The sequence below is a fragment of the Paenarthrobacter sp. Y-19 genome (genome assembly GCF_029223985.1).
GTDB classification, from domain to species: Bacteria; Actinomycetota; Actinomycetes; order Actinomycetales; family Micrococcaceae; genus Arthrobacter; species Arthrobacter nicotinovorans.
On sequence record NZ_CP119414.1, the window covers coordinates 896,906 to 913,178 of the forward strand.

The window sequence follows — 16,273 nt, forward strand, 5'->3', positions numbered from 1 at the left end:
TTCAAGCTCAAAACTATTGACGAATATACACCGCCTTGATACGTTTCAGGAACCGTTTTCTCAAGGTTGAAAGAAGCTTACCCAATGACGCGTAAATCCCTCCGAAGTATTCGCAAATCCCTGGCCTTCGTGACGGCCGTGGGCATGCTGGGCCTGACCGCGGCCTGCTCCAGCCCCTCATCAAACCAGCCCGAGGACGGGCCCGTGGAGATCCGCTTTTCGTGGTGGGGCAATGCGTCCCGCGCCGAACTGACCAACAAGGCAATCCAGGAATTCGAGGCCGCCAACCCCAATATCAAGGTCAAGCCCGAATACGGCGACATCAGTGGCTACTTCGACAAACTGGCCACGCAAGTGGCTGCCAACGATGCTCCCGATGTGATCACCATGGGTGGTGCCTACCCGGCCGAATACGCCAACCGGGGTGCTCTCCTGGATCTGTCAAAGGTCCAAGGCTCGCTGGATCTGTCGAAGCTGGACCAAGGCGCCCTGGAAAACGGCCAGGTCCAGGGCAAGCAGTACGGTGTCTCCACAGGTGCCAACGCGCTGGCGGTTGTAGTGAATCCTGCTGTCTTCCAGGCAGCCGGCGTAGCCGTCCCGGATGACAGCAGCTGGTCCTGGGACGACTTCGCCAAGACCGCCTCGGAAGTGACGGCTAAAAGTCCCAAGGGAACGTACGGCACGGCCACCGTCCTCACGCACGACTCCCTGGACGCCTTCGCCCGTCAACGCGGCAAGTCCCTCCACACCCAGGATGGCCAGCTGGGGCTCGACAAGGACACTGTGCAGGACTACTTCGACTTCTCGCTGAAGCTCAGCGAGTCCGGCGCGGCCCCCAGCGCTTCGGAGACCGTGGAGAAGCTCAATGTCAGCACGGAGCAGACGCTGATGGGCATGGGGCAGGCTGGCATGATGCTTACCTGGAGCAACTCCCTTTCAGCACTGAGCAAGGCTTCCGGCGCGGAGCTGAAGCTGCTCAAGCTCCCGGGCGAAGCTCCCACCCCGGGCATCTGGCTCCAGTCTTCGCAGTTCTACACGATTTCGGCCCGCAGCAAGCACACTGATGCCGCCGCCAAACTGGTGAGCTTCCTGGTCAACAACGAGGCCGCCGCCAAGATCATCCAGAGCGACCGCGGGGTGCCCAGCAACCCGGGCATGCGCACGGCCATCCAGGACCTGCTCACTCCCCAAGGCAAGGTTGAGGCCGCCTACATTGACCAGATCGGCAAGATGGACTTCGCGCCGACGTTCATCGGCCCCACCGGTTCCACGGCGGTTTCGGAGATCACTGCGCGCATCAACACCGATGTCCTGTTCAAACGCCTGACTCCTGAGAAGGCTGCCGAGCAGTGGCTCAGCGAGAGCAAAGCGGCCATCGGCAAGTAGCCAGGAGCAACGCGGGGTCACTTTTGGCCCGTCCAGGGGTGGAACATGGGCCACAGGTGACCCCGCGTTGCTTTAGGAGACTTCCAGGTAGGGGTCGGCCCACGCGCCGATGATCCGCGCCACGCGCGCAGCCTGGCCCTTCCCCGTGAGGAGGTGCTCGCTGCCCTCCAGGGAGATGAAACTCCGCGGGTGCCGGGCGGTTTGGAAGATCTCGCTGGCGTTGTCGATACCCACCGTATTGTCCGTGGGGGAGTGCATCACCATCAGCGGCTTGTGAAGCGTCCGGATGCAGTCGCGCAGGTCAGCGCTTTCGACGTCCTCCACAAAGTGGCGGCGAACCTCCATCGGACGCCCTCCCAGGTCAACCACGGCGCTGCCGTCGCGCAGGATGGAGTCGATCTCAGTGTCGAACATGTGCTCCACGTGCTTGGGCTCGTAGGGCGCCGCCACGGTCACGACAGCGTTGAGGCCGGGGATGTCGCGGGCAGCGGCGAGGACGGCTGCGCCACCGAAGGAATGACCCACCAGCAGGGAAATCGCGCGTCCCTGCTCACGCATGAAGGCTGCGGCCAGGATCGTGTCGGCCACCTTGACGCTGAACGAGCCGGCGGACCATTCGCCACCCGAGCCGCCAAGGCCGAGGTTGTCGAACCGGAGCATCCCTACTCCCTGCTCAGCCAGGCCCTTGCAGATCCGTGAAGCGGCCGGGCTGTCCTTACCCAGGGTGAGACCATGCGAGTAGAGGCCCCAGCCGCGTACCGGTCCCTCGGGCATGTCCACGATTCCGGCCAGCGTATCGCCGGTGCTTCCCGTGAAGGTGATCTTCTCAGAGCGTGACACGCTGGTCTCCTTGCGTTGCGATGTGTGGTTGCGGGAGTTGATTAACGACGACGGCGCCCCTCACCTGCAGAGGTGAGCGGCGCCGTCGACGTGCTGTTCTTCGAGGAACGGCTGGTTAGATCTTGCGGGCCAGGATGGCTTGCTTGACCTCAGCGATTGCCTTGGTCACCTGGATGCCGCGGGGGCATGCTTCCGAGCAGTTGAAGGTGGTACGGCAGCGCCACACGCCTTCTTTGTCGTTGAGGATCTCAAGGCGCATGTCGCCGGCGTCATCACGGGAATCGAAGATGAAGCGGTGTGCGTTGACGATTGCTGCCGGGCCGAAGTACTGGCCATCGGTCCAGAAGACCGGGCAGGACGAGGTGCAGGCTGCGCAGAGGATGCACTTGGTGGTGTCGTCAAAACGCTCACGGTCCTCAACGGACTGCAGGCGCTCCTTGGTGGGCTCGTGGCCCTTGTTGATCAGGAAGGGCATGACCTCGCGGAAGGACTGGAAGAAGGGTTCCATGTCCACGATCAGGTCCTTCTCCACCGGGAGGCCCTTGATCGGCTCGACGGTGATGGGCTTGGACGTGTCCAGGTCCTTCAGCAGCGTCTTGCAGGCGAGGCGGTTGCGGCCGTTGATGCGCATGGCGTCGGATCCACAGACGCCGTGGGCGCAGGAGCGACGGAAGGAGACGCTGCCGTCGATTTCCCACTTGACCTTGTGCAGGGCGTCCAGCACACGGTCCGTGCCGTACATGGTCAGCTTGTAGTCGTCCCAGCGCGCTTCTTCCGAGATCTCGGGGTCGTAGCGGCGCACGCGGAGCGTGATGTGGAACGTGGGAATTTCACCGTCGCCGGCAACACTCGCCGGAAGCTCGATCTTTGATGCGGGCTCTGCCATTTCGGTCGTCATTAGTACTTACGCTCCATCGGCTCGTAACGGGTGAAGATCACGGGCTTCGTCTCCAGACGGATGCCCGCAACGGATTCCGCCGAGGAGGCGGCAGTGACGGACGTGTCCAGGTAAGCCATGGAGTGCTTCATGAACTTTTCGTCGTCGCGGTCCGGGAAGTCCTCGCGGTAGTGGCCACCGCGGGACTCTTCACGGTGCAGAGCACCGACGGTCATGACCTTGGCCATGTCCAGCAGGAAGCCCAGCTCCACTGCTTCCAAGAGGTCCAGGTTGAAGCGCTTGCCCTTGTCCTGGACGGTGACGTTCTTGTACCGCTCTTCGAAGGATGCGATGTCGCGAAGGACCTGCTCCAGGGATTCCTTGGTACGGAATACCTGCATGTTGGCGTCCATGGTGTCCTGCAGTTCCTTGCGGATCTGGGCAACACGCTCGGTGCCGGTGCCGCTGAGCAGGCCATCCAGGATGCCGCGGGTCATTGCTTCCGGGTCCTCGGGCAACTCGACGAAGTCGGCCGTCTTGGAGTACTCGGCAGCTGCAATGCCTGCACGCTTGCCGAAGACATTGATGTCCAGGAGCGAGTTGGTGCCAAGGCGGTTGGAGCCGTGCACGGAAACACAGGCAACCTCACCGGCGGCGTACAGTCCGGGAACGATCGTGTCGTTGTCTTGGAGTACCTCGGTGGTGATGTTGGTGGGAATGCCGCCCATGGCGTAGTGCGCTGTGGGGAACACGGGGACGGGATCGGTGAACGGTTCCACACCCAGGTAGGTGCGGGCGAACTCCGTGATGTCCGGGAGCTTGGCTTCGATGTGGGCCGGCTCGAGGTGGGTCAGGTCCAGGAGGACGTAGTCCTTGTTCGGACCACAACCGCGGCCCTCACGCACCTCGTTGGCCATGGCGCGGGCCACGATGTCACGGGGAGCGAGGTCCTTGATGGTGGGGGCGTAGCGCTCCATGAAGCGCTCACCTTCCGAGTTACGCAGGATGGCACCTTCACCGCGTGCACCTTCGGTGAGGAGGATGCCCAGGCCTGCAAGACCTGTCGGGTGGAACTGGAAGAACTCCATGTCTTCCAGCGGAATGCCGCGGCGGAAGGCGATGCCCATGCCGTCGCCCGTGAGGGTGTGTGCGTTGGATGTGGTCTTGAAGACCTTGCCCGCGCCACCGGAGGCAAACACCACGGACTTGGCCTGGAAGACGTGCAGCTCGCCCGAGGCGAGGTCGTAGGAGACCACACCGGCGACACGCTTCTGCTTGTACGGCGTGCCGTCTTCGCGGACGGCGTCTTCCTCGACGATCAGCAGGTCAAGGACGTAGTACTCGTTGTAGAACTCAACGTTGTGCTTGACGCAGTTTTGGTACAGGGTCTGCAGGATCATGTGGCCCGTGCGGTCGGCTGCATAGCAAGCGCGACGGACAGGAGCCTTGCCGTGGTCACGGGTGTGGCCACCGAAGCGGCGCTGGTCGATGCGCCCTTCAGGCGTGCGGTTGAATGGCAGACCCATCTTTTCCAGGTCCAGCACGGCGTCAATGGCTTCCTTCGCCATGACCTCGGCTGCGTCCTGGTCAACCAGGTAGTCGCCACCCTTGATGGTGTCGAAGGTGTGCCATTCCCAGTTGTCTTCTTCGACGTTGGCCAGTGCTGCGCACATACCACCCTGGGCCGCACCGGTGTGCGAGCGGGTGGGGTAGAGCTTGGTCAGTACCGCTGTGCGTGCACGCTGACCGGACTCGATCGCGGCGCGCATGCCGGCGCCACCTGCACCGACAATGACGACGTCGTACTTATGGACCTGCATACCAGATGCTCTCTCTTTCAAAAATTCAGATGGTCGGCGGAGGCTGCTCCGCTACGTCAGGCGGGCCGGCAAGCCGGCCACGCCAATGCGGCACGGGCCGCTACGGGGCCGGGCAGAATCCGCCAGGAAGCTGAACGCCGTCGACGACGGGGCACGGGTTGAACGTGAAGATCACCAGGGTGCCGAGGATGATGATGACCAGCGTGGCTGCGTAGAGAACCATCTTGAGCCAGAAGCGCGTGGAATCCTTCTCGGCGTAATCGTTGATGATGGTGCGGACACCGTTGGTGCCGTGCAGCATGGCAAGCCACAGCATGGCCAGGTCCCAGAACTGCCAGAAGGGATCGGCCCACTTGCCGGCGACGAAACCGAAATCGATGGCGTGGATGCCTTCGCCTACCAGCAGGTTAACGAAGAGGTGGCCGAAGATCAGCACCACCAGGACGATGCCGGAGAGGCGCATGAAGAGCCAGGCGATCATCTCGAAGTTGCCACGGCTGGAGCCGGTGCGGTTGTACTTCGGGGCGATCTTTCCGCTGCGCGGAGATTCGATGGTTGTCATGGCTTAGTGGCCTCCCAGCGCGAGGGAAAGGTGGCGGATGGCGAAGCCGGCGAACGTGACCAGCCACAGCGCAAGCACGACCCAGAGCATCTGGCGCTGGTACTTTGCGCCCTTCTTCCAGAAGTCGATCGCGATCACACGCAGGCCATTGAAGGCGTGGAAGATGATCGCGGCGACCAGGCCCGTTTCCCCCAGGGCCATGAGGGGGTTCTTGTAAGCACCAATGACGGCCGTGTAGGCCTCAGGGGACACGCGCACCAATGAGGTGTCCAACACATGGACCAACAAGAAGAAAAAGATCACTACACCGGTAATACGATGTCCAACCCAGGACCACATGCCTTCACGGCCGCGGTACAAGGTGCCAGCTGGTTTTGTCGGCACTGATTAAACCTTCCTGCAACACAGCGGCGCTGGCATGGGATCCACGCGGGGGGAACGCCTGCTGCGAGAGCACTCGTAGCTCACGCCTAAATCTAGGCTTCGCTCACAGCATATTCAATTTAGGACGGGCTTCTCTGCTTGTTAATTCCATGTTTCCTGCCCGGATTCAGGCGATTTTGGATACTGTCTGAGACGAACGCCACATGCGTGGCGTTCTGCGGAGCTTACCGCTTGCGTCGGATAAAGTGTTGCGGTGAGTACAGAAGACGCGAAATACCCGGAATCGCCCATGAACCGCTTCCATGCGGTTATTCCGGCGGGCGGTGTGGGGACCCGGCTATGGCCGCTCTCGCGTGCCGCCGCGCCTAAGTTCCTGCACGACCTGACCGGGTCCGGCAGCACCTTGTTGAGGGCTACCTACGACCGCCTGGAGCCACTGGCCGGCGAACGCGTACTGGTAGTGACGGGCGAGGCCCACCGTGCGGCTGTCTGCCGCCAGCTCCCGGAAGTAGGGGATGACGAATTGGTGCTCGAAAGCGAGCCCAAGGATTCGGGTGCGGCGATCGGCCTGGCCGCTGCCATCCTTTACCGCCGCGACCCGGAGACCATCATGGGGTCCTTCGCCGCTGACCACGTGATCAGCCCCGACGACCTGTTCCAGGAGACTGTCCGGGAGGCGATCTACACGGCAGCCACGGGCAAGATTGTCACCATCGGCATCAAGCCCACCCACGCCTCCACGGGCTTCGGCTACATCCGTTCGGGCGCTGCGCTCAACGTTGACGGCGCTCCGAACGCGCTGGCGGTGGCCGAATTCGTGGAGAAGCCCAGCCAGGAAGTTGCCAATAAGTACGTCGAAGCAGGGGACTACGTTTGGAACGCAGGCATGTTCGTGGCTCCCGTCGCGTTGATGCTCAAGCACCTCGAGGCCAACCAGCCCGTACTCTTCGCCGGCCTCCAGGAGATCGCCGAGGCCTGGGACACCCCGCAGCGGGCTGAGGTTACCGCCCGTGTGTGGCCCACCCTGCCCAAGATTGCGATTGACTATGCAGTAGCCGAGCCCGCAGCGGCAGCCGGCGACGTCGCCGTCGTGCCTGGCACCTTCCGGTGGGACGACGTTGGCGACTTTGCCGCGATCGGTCGCCTGAACAACGCCGGCGACGTCGACGAAGTGACGGTTCTCGGCGAGGGCGCACGCGTGTTCGCGGAGGATGCCAGCGGTGTGGTGGTCTCGGACACCAAGCGTGTGATCGCCCTGATCGGTATCAAAGACGTGGTCATCGTGGACACCCCGGATGCCCTGCTGGTCACCACGAAAGAGCATGCCCAACTGGTGAAAGGCACCGTTGACGCCCTGAAAGCCAGCGGCGACACGGACGTCCTGTAGCCCGAGCCTTATACCGTGAGCCACCTCTTTGCTTGTCCTGCGTCTGAACGCGGCGTAACCAAGAGGTGGCTTTCGGTCTTCGGGAGCCCCGGATGGCTAGAGTTGTGACGTGCGCAATTACACGACTGAAACCGAGCCCGCCCCCGTTGTGAGTCCCTGGGTTGATGAACTGCTCCCCGGGCTCATTGAGTTCCGCCGGGACCTCCATGCGCACCCGGAACTGTCGTTCAAGGAATTCCGCACCACGGACAAACTGGTGGAGCGGCTCGAAGCAGCCGGACTCAAGCCGCGCCGGCTCGAAGGAACCGGGCTCACCGTCGACGTGGGGGAGGGGCCCATCGCCACGGCTCTTCGCGGGGACATTGACGCTTTGCCGATCATCGAGGAAACCGGCCTGCCGTTCGCCTCCAAGAACCACGGCGTGACGCATGCCTGCGGACATGATGTCCACACCACTGCGATGCTGGGCATTGCCCTGACACTCCAGCGGATGCACAAGAACAACCCGCTGGGCGGCACTGTGCGGATCATTTTCCAGCCCGCCGAGGAAACGATGCCAGGCGGCGCGTTGTCCTGCATCGAGCAGGGGGTGCTTGAGGGCGTGCCGCGCATCCTGGCACTGCACTGCGACCCGAGGATCAACGTGGGCCAGATCGGCACGCGCATCGGCGCCATCACGTCAGCGTCGGACACCATCAAAATCGAGCTTTCCGGCCGCGGCGGCCACACCTCCAGGCCGCACCTGACCGAGGATCTGGTGTTCGCGTTGGCCCAGATAGCGGTGAATGTTCCCGCAGTGCTGTCCCGCAGGGTGGACGTCCGCAGCGGCGTCTCCGTGGTGTGGGGACAGATTTCGGCAGGCTCGGCGCCGAACGCCATTCCCGGTACGGGCTACATGGCCGGCACCATGCGTTGCCTGGACCGCGATGCCTGGCACAGTGCGGGCGAGTTGCTGGACGACGTCGTCAGGCAGGTCGCTGCGCCGTACGGCGTGGACGTGCACCTGGAACACACCCGCGGCGTGCCTCCCGTGGTGAACTCCGAGCATGAGACGGCCCTCATCGAAGCCTCTGCCCGCGCGGAACTGGGGGAGAACGCTGTTGTGCTCACCCCGCAGTCCATGGGCGGCGAAGACTTTGCGTGGTTCCTGGCGGACCTGCCCGGCGCCATGATGCGCCTGGGTACGCACACCCCCGGCGGCGAGGAATACGATCTTCACCGCGGCGACTTCATCGTTGATGAGCGCGCCCTTGGCTACGCTGTCCGCGTCCTCACTGCGGCTGCACTCCGTACCATCCGCGACCTTCCCCAGTAGTCCAACCGGGGGACAGCAGATGTCCCGTTGAGCCCTCTTTGGAGCATTCGCTGTCCCTTGCTTGGGCAGCCTGCCTCCAATTGAGTTGTGCACAATTGAATTGTGCACTATCGTTTTATCCATGAGTGATGCACCCCGCCTCCGCCACCAGGTCTGCTTTGCGCTGTACTCGGCATCAAAGGCCGCGACGGCGGTCTACCGCCCCGTCCTCGACGACCTCGGCCTGACCTACCCGCAGTACCTGGTGATGCTGGTGTTGTGGGAGCAGGAGCCGCGAAGCGTCCGGGAACTCGGTGCCGAACTGGGGCTGGATTCCGGAACATTGTCGCCGTTGCTAAAACGGCTTGAAGGCCTGGGGCTCGTTGAGCGGAAACGCTCCGCCGAGGACGAACGCCGCGTGGATGTGGTCCTGACCGACGCCGGAACAGCGCTGAGCGCCAAGGCCCAGGCAGTGCCCCAACGGTTGGCCGACGCCGCCGGACTTTCCGCAGCCGAAATCGAGCAGCTCCACGCAACCCTCGGCAAGCTCACCGCAGCCCTGAACAGCTCACTTTGAGGCCCTGAACAGCTCACTCTGGATTTTTCCATGCCATCCCATTCCCGAAGAGAAACGGAAACACCATGAAGACTCTCTACACAGCGGAGGCGCTTGCCTCCGGCGAAGGCCGTGACGGCAACGCCCGCACCAAGGACGGCAAGCTGGATGTAGCCCTCGCCAGCCCGGTGGAACTCGGTGGCAACGGCCAGGGAACCAACCCCGAGCAGCTGTTCGCGGCCGGCTATGCAGCCTGCTTCCACTCGGCGCTGCGGCTGGTTGGCCGCAAGGAGCGTGCCGACGTCAGCGACTCTGCCGTTGCGGCGAAGATCCACTTTGGCGCGCTGACCGACAGCGAAGGCTACGGCCTCGCTGCCGAACTCGAGATCGCCTTGCCTGCCCTGGACCGCGAAACCGCCGAAGCCCTGATGGCCAAGGCGCACCAGATCTGCCCCTACTCCAACGCCACCCGCGGCAACATGAACGTTGACCTCAAGCTCGTGGAGTTCGCAGCATGAGCGCCGTAGCAGGCACCCCGGTGCAGACCCGCGAAATCCACCTTGCCTCCCGCCCCGTCGGCCGTCCGGCGCCGGAGAACTTCCGTCTGGCACAGGCTGAACTGCCGGAGCTCGCTGAAGGCCAGCTCCTGGTGAAGAACCAGTTCATGTCCGTGGATCCTTACATGCGCGGCCGGATGAACGACGTCAAGTCGTACTCGGCACCGTTCCGCCTCGATGCAGCGCTCGACGGCGGTGCCGTAGGCGAGGTGATCGCGTCCCGTTCGGACGCGCACAAGGTGGGTGACGTCGTCGTGCATCAACTGGGGTGGCGCGAACACGCGGTGGTTGACGCTGCGGCCACCACGCCGGTGCCGGGCGGACTCGCTCCCACCTCGGCCTTCCTCGGCGCGCTGGGCATGACCGGCCTCACGGCCTATGCCGGCCTGCTGAAGGTTGCCGAGTTCAAAGAGGGCGACGTCGTGTTCGTCTCCGGAGCGGCCGGTGCCGTCGGTTCCATGGTGGGCCAGATTGCCAAGGCCATGGGCGCCTCCAAGGTCATCGGCAGCGCCGGTTCGCCGGAAAAGGTCGCACGGCTGCTGGAACTGGGCTTCGACTCCGCGTTCAACTACAACGATGGTCCCGTCCTCGAGCAGCTCCAGGAAGCTGCAGGGGAGCGCGGCATCGATGTGTACTTCGACAACGTTGGCGGGGAACACCTCGAGGCCGCCCTGGCAACGCTCACGGTAGGCGGACGCGTGGCAATGTGCGGTGCGATCGCCCAGTACAACTCCACTGAACCTCCGGCAGCGCCGCGGAACATGGCAGTGGCGATCGGCAAGCAGCTGACCCTTCGCGGGTTCCTCGTCGGCGGGCAGCGCCAGCATGCTGCCGAGTTTGCCCAAAAGATGGCCGGATGGCTTGCCGACGGCACCATCAGCTACGACGAGACGATCGTTGACGGCTTGGAAAATGCGCCCCAGGCGTTCATTGATTTGCTGGATGGAGCGAACACGGGAAAGATGCTCGTCCGCCTGTGATGCGACAGTAGCCGGGTGTGACTTGCACACCCGGCTACTGCTTGGTAACAAAAAGTCAACAATCTGAGCGGCAGGCCGCCTTTGTGCTATCCGGGTGTGTTCCAGGCCACTAGGGTGGTGTCATCAATGCGCTTCGGCGCAGCTGCGAGCATCAGTGAAAACAGAATTTCTGCCTCAGGTATAGGAAACGGACACTCATTGACCATCCGTCGTAGCGCCAATCACTTTCTTCCTGGAGGAAAATTGAAGAAACCACTGCGTGCCACCCTGAAGCGCGGTTCAATGGCCGGTGTTGCAACCGTCGGCGCAGCAGCGCTCCTGCTGACCGGCTGTGGCCAGGCCCCCGACGCCGGATCCGGCGCCGCCACCAAGAGCGACTTCCTCGGATGCATCGTTTCCGACTCCGGCGGATTCGACGACCAGTCGTTTAACCAGTCCTCCTTCGAGGGACTGAAGAAGGCCGAAGCAGATCTGGGCATCCAGACCAAGTCGGCCGAATCCAAGGCGAACAGCGACTTTGAGACCAACCTCAACGGCATGGTCTCCGCAGGCTGCAACCTGACTGTCACGGTGGGCTTCCTCCTGGGCGACGCCACCAAGGCCGCTGCCGAAAAGAACACCGATAAGCACTTCGCGATCATCGACTTCGCGTACGACGCCCCGATCGCCAACGTCAAGCCCGTCGTCTACGACACCGCCCAGGCTGCATACCTTGCGGGCTACGCCGCTGCTGCAACCACCAAGACCGGCAAGGTGGGAACCTTCGGCGGCATCAAGATCCCCACGGTGACGATCTTCATGGATGGTTTCTACGACGGCGTCCAGGCCTACAACAAGGCCAAGAACAAGAACGTCCAGGTTGTCGGCTGGGACAAGAACACCCAGGACGGCTCCTTCACCGGCGATTTCGAGAAGCAGGACACCGGCAAGCAGGTCACCATCAACCTCCTGGACCAGGGCGCGGACATCGTCATGCCCGTCGCCGGTCCGGTTGGCAAGGGTGCCGGTGCCGCGCTTAAGGAAGCCAAAGCCGCCGGTAAGGACGTCAAGCTGATCTGGGTTGACTCCGACGGCTACCTGACGGCTCCCGAATACAAGGACCTCATGCTGACCTCCGTGGTCAAGCAGATGGGCGAGGCCGTCGAAACCGTGGTGAAGGACGACAAGGACGGCAAGTTCAGCAACAAAGCCTACGTTGGCACGTTGGAGAACGACGGCGTGGCCATTGCCCCGTTCCACGATCTCGACTCGGCTGTTTCTGCAGAAACCAAGTCCGAACTTGACGCTCTGAAGGCGGATATCGTCTCCGGCAAGCTCGTGGTCGAATCGAAGGCAAGCCCCAAGAAGTAAGCAATTCCTGGACGCGCCGCCAGTACCGAGCCCCGGTACTGGCGGCGCGTTTTTGCCCTGACTAGGCTGAACCCAAAGCTCGTAGCTTTGGAGCTGTTCAGCTGTCCCTCGGACTCACAGAACGGTGGGAGTTGTGAAACTCGAATTGAAGGGGATCTCGAAAGCGTTCGGGACCTTCTACGCCAACCAAGACATCGACCTCGTGGTCGAATCCGGCCAGATCCACTGCCTTCTAGGCGAAAACGGTGCCGGCAAATCAACCCTCATGAACGTGCTGTACGGGCTCTACGAGCCCACCGCCGGCCAGATCCTGGTAGATGACCAGCCCGTCAACTTCCGCGGCCCCGGCGATGCCATGGCGGCGGGCATCGGCATGGTGCACCAGCACTTCATGCTGGTCCCGGTCTTCACGGTCGCCGAGAACGTTGCGCTCGGTGCTGAACCGACGTCGTTCGGCGGTGTCCTCAGCATCGATGAAACCCGGAAGAAGATCCGGGAAATCTCCGACAAGTACGGCTTCGACGTCGATCCCGATGCCCTGGTGGAGGACCTCCCCGTGGGCGTCCAGCAGCGCGTGGAGATCATCAAGGCGCTGGTACGGGAAGCCAAGGTCCTCATCTTGGACGAGCCCACAGCCGTGCTCACCCCGCAGGAAACCGATGAGCTCCTGGACATCATGCGCCAGCTCAAAGCCGGCGGCACGTCCATCGTCTTCATTTCGCACAAGCTGCGGGAAGTGAAGGCAGTTTCCGACGTCATTACCGTGGTCCGCCGCGGCAAAGTGGTAGGCGACGCCCCTCCTACGGCATCGGCCACGGAGCTTGCCTCCATGATGGTGGGCCGGCCGGTCAGCCTGAGCCTGAACAAGGCTGCCGCGCAGCCGAAGGAAACCACGTTCGTCGTTGAAAACCTCACTGTCCGCGCCGCCAACGGCACCAACGTCGTGGACGGCATCAGCTTCGATATCGCCCAAGGTGAGATCCTCGCCGTCGCCGGTGTCCAGGGCAACGGCCAAACGGAACTGACGGAAGCCATCCTCGGCATCCAGGAACATGTCACAGGTTCGGTGGTCCTGGACGGGAAGCAGCTTCTCGGCCTGCCCGTCAAGGAAGTCCTGCGTTCCGGCGTCGGCTTCGTTCCCGAAGACCGCACCGTGGACGGCCTGGTGGGCCCGTTCTCCGTGGCCGAAAACCTGGTGCTTGACCTCTACGACCAAGCACCGTTTGCCAGCGGCATCAGCATGAAGCCTGCCAAGGTTGCAGAGCATGCCAAGGCCAAGATCGCGGAATTCGATATCCGTACCCCCTCCGCGGGGTCGGCTGCGGGGACCCTGTCCGGCGGTAACCAGCAAAAAGTGGTCATGGCCAGGGAGCTTTCGCGTCCGCTGCGGTTGTTCATTGCAAGCCAACCCACACGCGGTGTGGACGTCGGTTCCATCGAGTTCCTGCATAAGCGCATCGTCGCCGAGCGGGATGTCGGAACGCCGGTCATGATCGTTTCCACAGAGCTTGATGAAGTCATTGAGCTCGCAGACAGGATAGCCGTGCTGTACAAGGGCAAACTCGTGGGCATCGTCCCGGCGGGAACACCACGCGACACGCTCGGCTTGATGATGGCCGGCGTCGGCCCCGAAGGAGGCTCCGATGACCAGTAGCAGCGACGGGTCCGCCAAGGACCAGAGACCTGAAGAATCCACCGCGGAAGTCCGGGCAGCTGACGTTGCCTTGGATACTGCCGGCGGTGCGCTGGAGCCGTCGATCGTTCCTGTCTCCTCCCAGAGCGGCGAACCGGGGCACCAACAAGGCCACGTCATGCGTCGGATCGTGATGGGCAATGGCTTCGTTTCGGTCCTGGCCGTGATCGTGGCCCTTTTCCTCGGTGGACTGTTGATTGCCAGTACGGACACCCAGGTAGCCAAGACCGCAGGGTACCTGTTCGCCCGCCCCAGCGACTTCCTGAGTGCGCTGTGGTCTGCCATGACGGACAGCTACGTGGCCCTCTTCCAAGGTGCGGTGTTCAACACCCGCCAGGGGTTCGCTCCGCTGCTTGAAACCATGACAGTGGCGACGCCGCTCATTTGCGCGGGCCTGGGCGTGGCCCTGGCGTTCCGCGCAGGCCTGTTCAACATCGGTGCGCAGGGGCAGATCATCATCAGTGCCACCCTGGCCGCCTATGTTGGTTTCACCTGGCACCTGCCGTTTGGCCTGCACCTCCTCCTGGTGATCATCATGGGTGTCCTCGGTGGCGCCGCATGGGGCGCAATCGTTGGGATCCTTAAGGCCAGGACCGGCGCGCACGAGGTCATCGTGACCATCATGCTGAACTACGTGGCGCTGTTCCTGCTGGACTTCCTCCTGAACACCGCCGCCTTCCGGCGCCCTGGGGACAACAGCCCCATTTCGCCGCGTCTGGATGAATCGGCCACCTATCCGGTGCTGATCCCGGGATCCCGGCTCCACCTGGGCTTCCTGGTGGCCATCGCGCTGACCTATGGCGTGTGGTGGCTGCTGAACCGCTCCACCATCGGTTTCGAATTCCGTGCCGTCGGCGCCAACCCCGTGGCCGCGCGTACGGCCGGGGTGAAGGTGCCACGCGCCACCATCATGGTGATGGCTTTGGCCGGTGCCCTGGCGGCGTTCGGCGGTGTCGCACAGGTTGCGGGCACGGAGAAAGTCCTCACCGGCGGCGTGGCTGCACAGATCGGATTCGACTCCATCACTGTTGCCCTGCTGGGCCGCAGTACACCGTGGGGCACGTTCTTCGCCGGACTGTTGTTCGGGGCTTTCCGTGCCGGTGCCGTGCAGATGCAGATCCAGACGGGAACCCCCATCGACATCGTGCTCGTGGTCCAATCCCTGATCGTCCTGTTCATCGCCGCACCGCCCCTGATCAGGTCGATCTTCCGGCTCGAGGGCAAGAAAAAGAAGAAGAACAAGACACCGAAGGCGGCTCCTGAAGCTGCCCTTGCCAATGCCACCGGAGGTGCCAAATGAGCGCGACAACCACCGCTCCAACGCCCGGGTCCACGGCCCTGCCGGGGTTCCGGCCCTCACTGAAGGTTCCGGTTTCGCTGGGCGTCCTCGCCCTCATCGCGCTGGTGTTCTTCGGCTTCCTGGGCTCGGACAAGACCGCGGAGATGAAAATCAGCGACGCCGGTGACGCCGTTGCCGTTCCTGCCCTCATGATTCCGGGACAGGTGGGCGGCATTGTCTTCGGCATCCTGCTGCTGGCCATGGCTGCCTACTCGATCTACCTCTGGACGCAGGGGGAAAAATCGCCGAAGTGGCTCCCCATTGCCTTTGCCGTGGTCTTTGTCTTCGCCCTCCTGGTGTGGATCGTGGCCGGGGCCCGCCAGCCATCCATCTCATTGGCGGGCCTGGTCGCCGGGTCGGTGACCCTCGCTGTTCCGTTGGTTTTCGGCTCGCTGTCCGGTGTTTTGTGTGAGCGCGTCGGCGTCGTCAACATCGCCATCGAAGGCCAACTTCTGGGCGGCGCTTTCACGGCGGCGCTCGTCGCCACCATGACCGGCAGCCCGTACATCGGCCTGATTGCGGCTGCTGCCGCCGGCGCGGTGGTGTCCATGGTCCTCGCGGTCTTCAGCATCAAGTACCTCGTCAACCAGATCATCGTCGGCGTGGTGCTCAACGTCCTGGTCTCGGGCCTCACGGGCTTCCTGTACGGCACCCTCATGGTTCCCAACAAGGAGCAGTTCAACACCCCGGGCCGCCTGGACATCCTGCCGATCCCGCTGCTCTCGGATATCCCCATCATCGGGCCCATCCTGTTCGAGCAGTCCATCGCGGGCTACCTCATGTACATCGCAGTGGCCGTGGTGTGGTTCGGCTTGTTCAAGACCCGCTGGGGCTTGCGCGTCCGCGCTGTCGGTGAGCACCCGCAAGCGGCCGATACCCTGGGCATCAACGTCAACGCCACCCGATTCTGGAATGTCACCCTGGGCGGTGCGATCGCCGGTATCGGCGGGGCTGTGTTCACCCTGGTGACCATCGATTCCTTCACCAAGGACATCTCTGGTGGCCGCGGCTTCATTGCCCTCGCTGCCCTGATCTTTGGCCGTTGGAATCCGATCGGCGCGTTCCTGGCGTCGCTGCTCTTTGGTTTCGCGTACAACCTGCAGTCGATCCTGGGCATCATCGGTACCCCGGTGCCCAGCCAGTTCATGGCCATGCTGCCGTACCTGGTGACCATCTTCGCCGTCGCCGGTTTGGTGGGTAAGTCGCGGCCACCGGCCGCAAGCGGCATACCGTACGTGAAGGGTTGAC

At 63.1% G+C, this 16,273-nt stretch carries 15 protein-coding genes; 10 read left to right on the forward strand and 5 right to left on the reverse strand.

The window, feature by feature from the left end; translation table 11 throughout:
* The first annotated feature begins 84 nt into the window (after positions 1–84).
* Positions 85–1,386: an extracellular solute-binding protein gene (locus PYR64_RS04255; RefSeq protein WP_275778563.1), complete on the forward strand. Its 1,302-nt coding sequence runs from the start codon at positions 85–87 to the stop codon at positions 1,384–1,386.
* A 72-nt stretch (positions 1,387–1,458) separates the two neighbouring features.
* Here the strand turns inward: PYR64_RS04255 and PYR64_RS04260 are convergent, their stop codons facing one another.
* The 5 genes from PYR64_RS04260 to sdhC form a co-directional block, all read right to left on the reverse strand.
* Positions 1,459–2,226 carry an alpha/beta fold hydrolase gene (locus PYR64_RS04260; RefSeq protein ID WP_039240280.1) on the reverse strand — a complete coding sequence of 256 codons (768 nt, stop codon included), beginning with the start codon at positions 2,224–2,226 and terminating at the stop codon, positions 1,459–1,461.
* Between the two features lie 115 nt (positions 2,227–2,341).
* Entirely contained in the window at positions 2,342–3,124 is a 783-nt protein-coding gene (locus PYR64_RS04265; RefSeq protein WP_018777252.1) for a succinate dehydrogenase iron-sulfur subunit, read from the reverse strand.
* Positions 3,124–4,923 carry a succinate dehydrogenase flavoprotein subunit gene (gene sdhA, locus PYR64_RS04270; protein ID WP_018777253.1) on the reverse strand — a complete coding sequence of 600 codons (1,800 nt, stop codon included), beginning with the start codon at positions 4,921–4,923 and terminating at the stop codon, positions 3,124–3,126. Before sdhA ends, PYR64_RS04265 begins: the two co-directional genes overlap by 1 nt.
* Positions 4,924–5,023: 100 nt before the next feature.
* Entirely contained in the window at positions 5,024–5,485 is a 462-nt protein-coding gene (locus PYR64_RS04275) for a succinate dehydrogenase hydrophobic membrane anchor subunit (RefSeq protein WP_017197835.1), read from the reverse strand.
* Positions 5,486–5,488: 3 nt separating this feature from the next.
* The gene (gene sdhC / locus PYR64_RS04280; RefSeq protein ID WP_018777254.1) at positions 5,489–5,869 is read right to left on the reverse strand and encodes a succinate dehydrogenase, cytochrome b556 subunit; all 381 of its coding nucleotides are present in this window, start codon (positions 5,867–5,869) and stop codon (positions 5,489–5,491) included.
* Between the two features lie 253 nt (positions 5,870–6,122).
* On the opposite strand from sdhC, the gene PYR64_RS04285 reads away from it, so the two are divergent.
* From PYR64_RS04285 to PYR64_RS04325, 9 genes are all read left to right on the forward strand, one after another.
* Positions 6,123–7,256, forward strand: coding sequence for a sugar phosphate nucleotidyltransferase (locus PYR64_RS04285; RefSeq protein WP_026267096.1), 1,134 nt, complete (start codon positions 6,123–6,125; stop codon positions 7,254–7,256).
* Between the two features lie 109 nt (positions 7,257–7,365).
* Positions 7,366–8,571: an amidohydrolase gene (locus tag PYR64_RS04290; RefSeq protein WP_018777256.1), complete on the forward strand. Its 1,206-nt coding sequence runs from the start codon at positions 7,366–7,368 to the stop codon at positions 8,569–8,571.
* Between the two features lie 121 nt (positions 8,572–8,692).
* Complete coding sequence (locus PYR64_RS04295; protein WP_039240284.1) at positions 8,693–9,127, forward strand: MarR family transcriptional regulator; 435 nt, start codon at positions 8,693–8,695, stop codon at positions 9,125–9,127.
* A gap of 65 nt (positions 9,128–9,192) precedes the next feature.
* Complete coding sequence (locus PYR64_RS04300) at positions 9,193–9,624, forward strand: organic hydroperoxide resistance protein (protein ID WP_018777258.1); 432 nt, start codon at positions 9,193–9,195, stop codon at positions 9,622–9,624.
* Positions 9,621–10,643: an NADP-dependent oxidoreductase gene (locus PYR64_RS04305; protein ID WP_018777259.1), complete on the forward strand. Its 1,023-nt coding sequence runs from the start codon at positions 9,621–9,623 to the stop codon at positions 10,641–10,643. Before PYR64_RS04300 ends, PYR64_RS04305 begins: the two co-directional genes overlap by 4 nt.
* 282 nt (positions 10,644–10,925) lie before the next feature.
* Positions 10,926–11,993 carry a BMP family ABC transporter substrate-binding protein gene (locus tag PYR64_RS04310; RefSeq protein WP_179128338.1) on the forward strand — a complete coding sequence of 356 codons (1,068 nt, stop codon included), beginning with the start codon at positions 10,926–10,928 and terminating at the stop codon, positions 11,991–11,993.
* A gap of 133 nt (positions 11,994–12,126) precedes the next feature.
* Entirely contained in the window at positions 12,127–13,647 is a 1,521-nt protein-coding gene (locus PYR64_RS04315; RefSeq protein ID WP_026267097.1) for an ABC transporter ATP-binding protein, read from the forward strand.
* On the forward strand, positions 13,637–14,986 hold the full coding sequence (locus tag PYR64_RS04320; protein WP_275778577.1) for an ABC transporter permease: 1,350 nt from the start codon (positions 13,637–13,639) through the stop codon (positions 14,984–14,986). Before PYR64_RS04315 ends, PYR64_RS04320 begins: the two co-directional genes overlap by 11 nt.
* On the forward strand, positions 14,983–16,272 hold the full coding sequence (locus tag PYR64_RS04325; RefSeq protein WP_018777263.1) for an ABC transporter permease: 1,290 nt from the start codon (positions 14,983–14,985) through the stop codon (positions 16,270–16,272). Before PYR64_RS04320 ends, PYR64_RS04325 begins: the two co-directional genes overlap by 4 nt.
* The last annotated feature ends 1 nt before the right edge of the window (position 16,273 follow it).

Excerpts from the sequence above, each read along its gene's own strand:
- PYR64_RS04255 (WP_275778563.1), top strand. The coding sequence starts at position 85 with ATGACGCGTAAATCCCTCCGAAGTATTCGCAAATCCCTGGCCTTCGTG.
- PYR64_RS04265 (WP_018777252.1), bottom strand. The coding sequence starts at position 3,124 with ATGACGACCGAAATGGCAGAGCCCGCATCAAAGATCGAGCTTCCGGCG.
- sdhA (WP_018777253.1), bottom strand. The coding sequence starts at position 4,923 with ATGCAGGTCCATAAGTACGACGTCGTCATTGTCGGTGCAGGTGGCGCC.
- PYR64_RS04275 (WP_017197835.1), bottom strand. The coding sequence starts at position 5,485 with ATGACAACCATCGAATCTCCGCGCAGCGGAAAGATCGCCCCGAAGTAC.
- PYR64_RS04295 (WP_039240284.1), top strand. The coding sequence starts at position 8,693 with ATGAGTGATGCACCCCGCCTCCGCCACCAGGTCTGCTTTGCGCTGTAC.
- PYR64_RS04300 (WP_018777258.1), top strand. The coding sequence starts at position 9,193 with ATGAAGACTCTCTACACAGCGGAGGCGCTTGCCTCCGGCGAAGGCCGT.
- PYR64_RS04305 (WP_018777259.1), top strand. The coding sequence starts at position 9,621 with ATGAGCGCCGTAGCAGGCACCCCGGTGCAGACCCGCGAAATCCACCTT.
- PYR64_RS04310 (WP_179128338.1), top strand. The coding sequence starts at position 10,926 with ATGGCCGGTGTTGCAACCGTCGGCGCAGCAGCGCTCCTGCTGACCGGC.
- PYR64_RS04320 (WP_275778577.1), top strand. The coding sequence starts at position 13,637 with ATGACCAGTAGCAGCGACGGGTCCGCCAAGGACCAGAGACCTGAAGAA.
- PYR64_RS04325 (WP_018777263.1), top strand. The coding sequence starts at position 14,983 with ATGAGCGCGACAACCACCGCTCCAACGCCCGGGTCCACGGCCCTGCCG.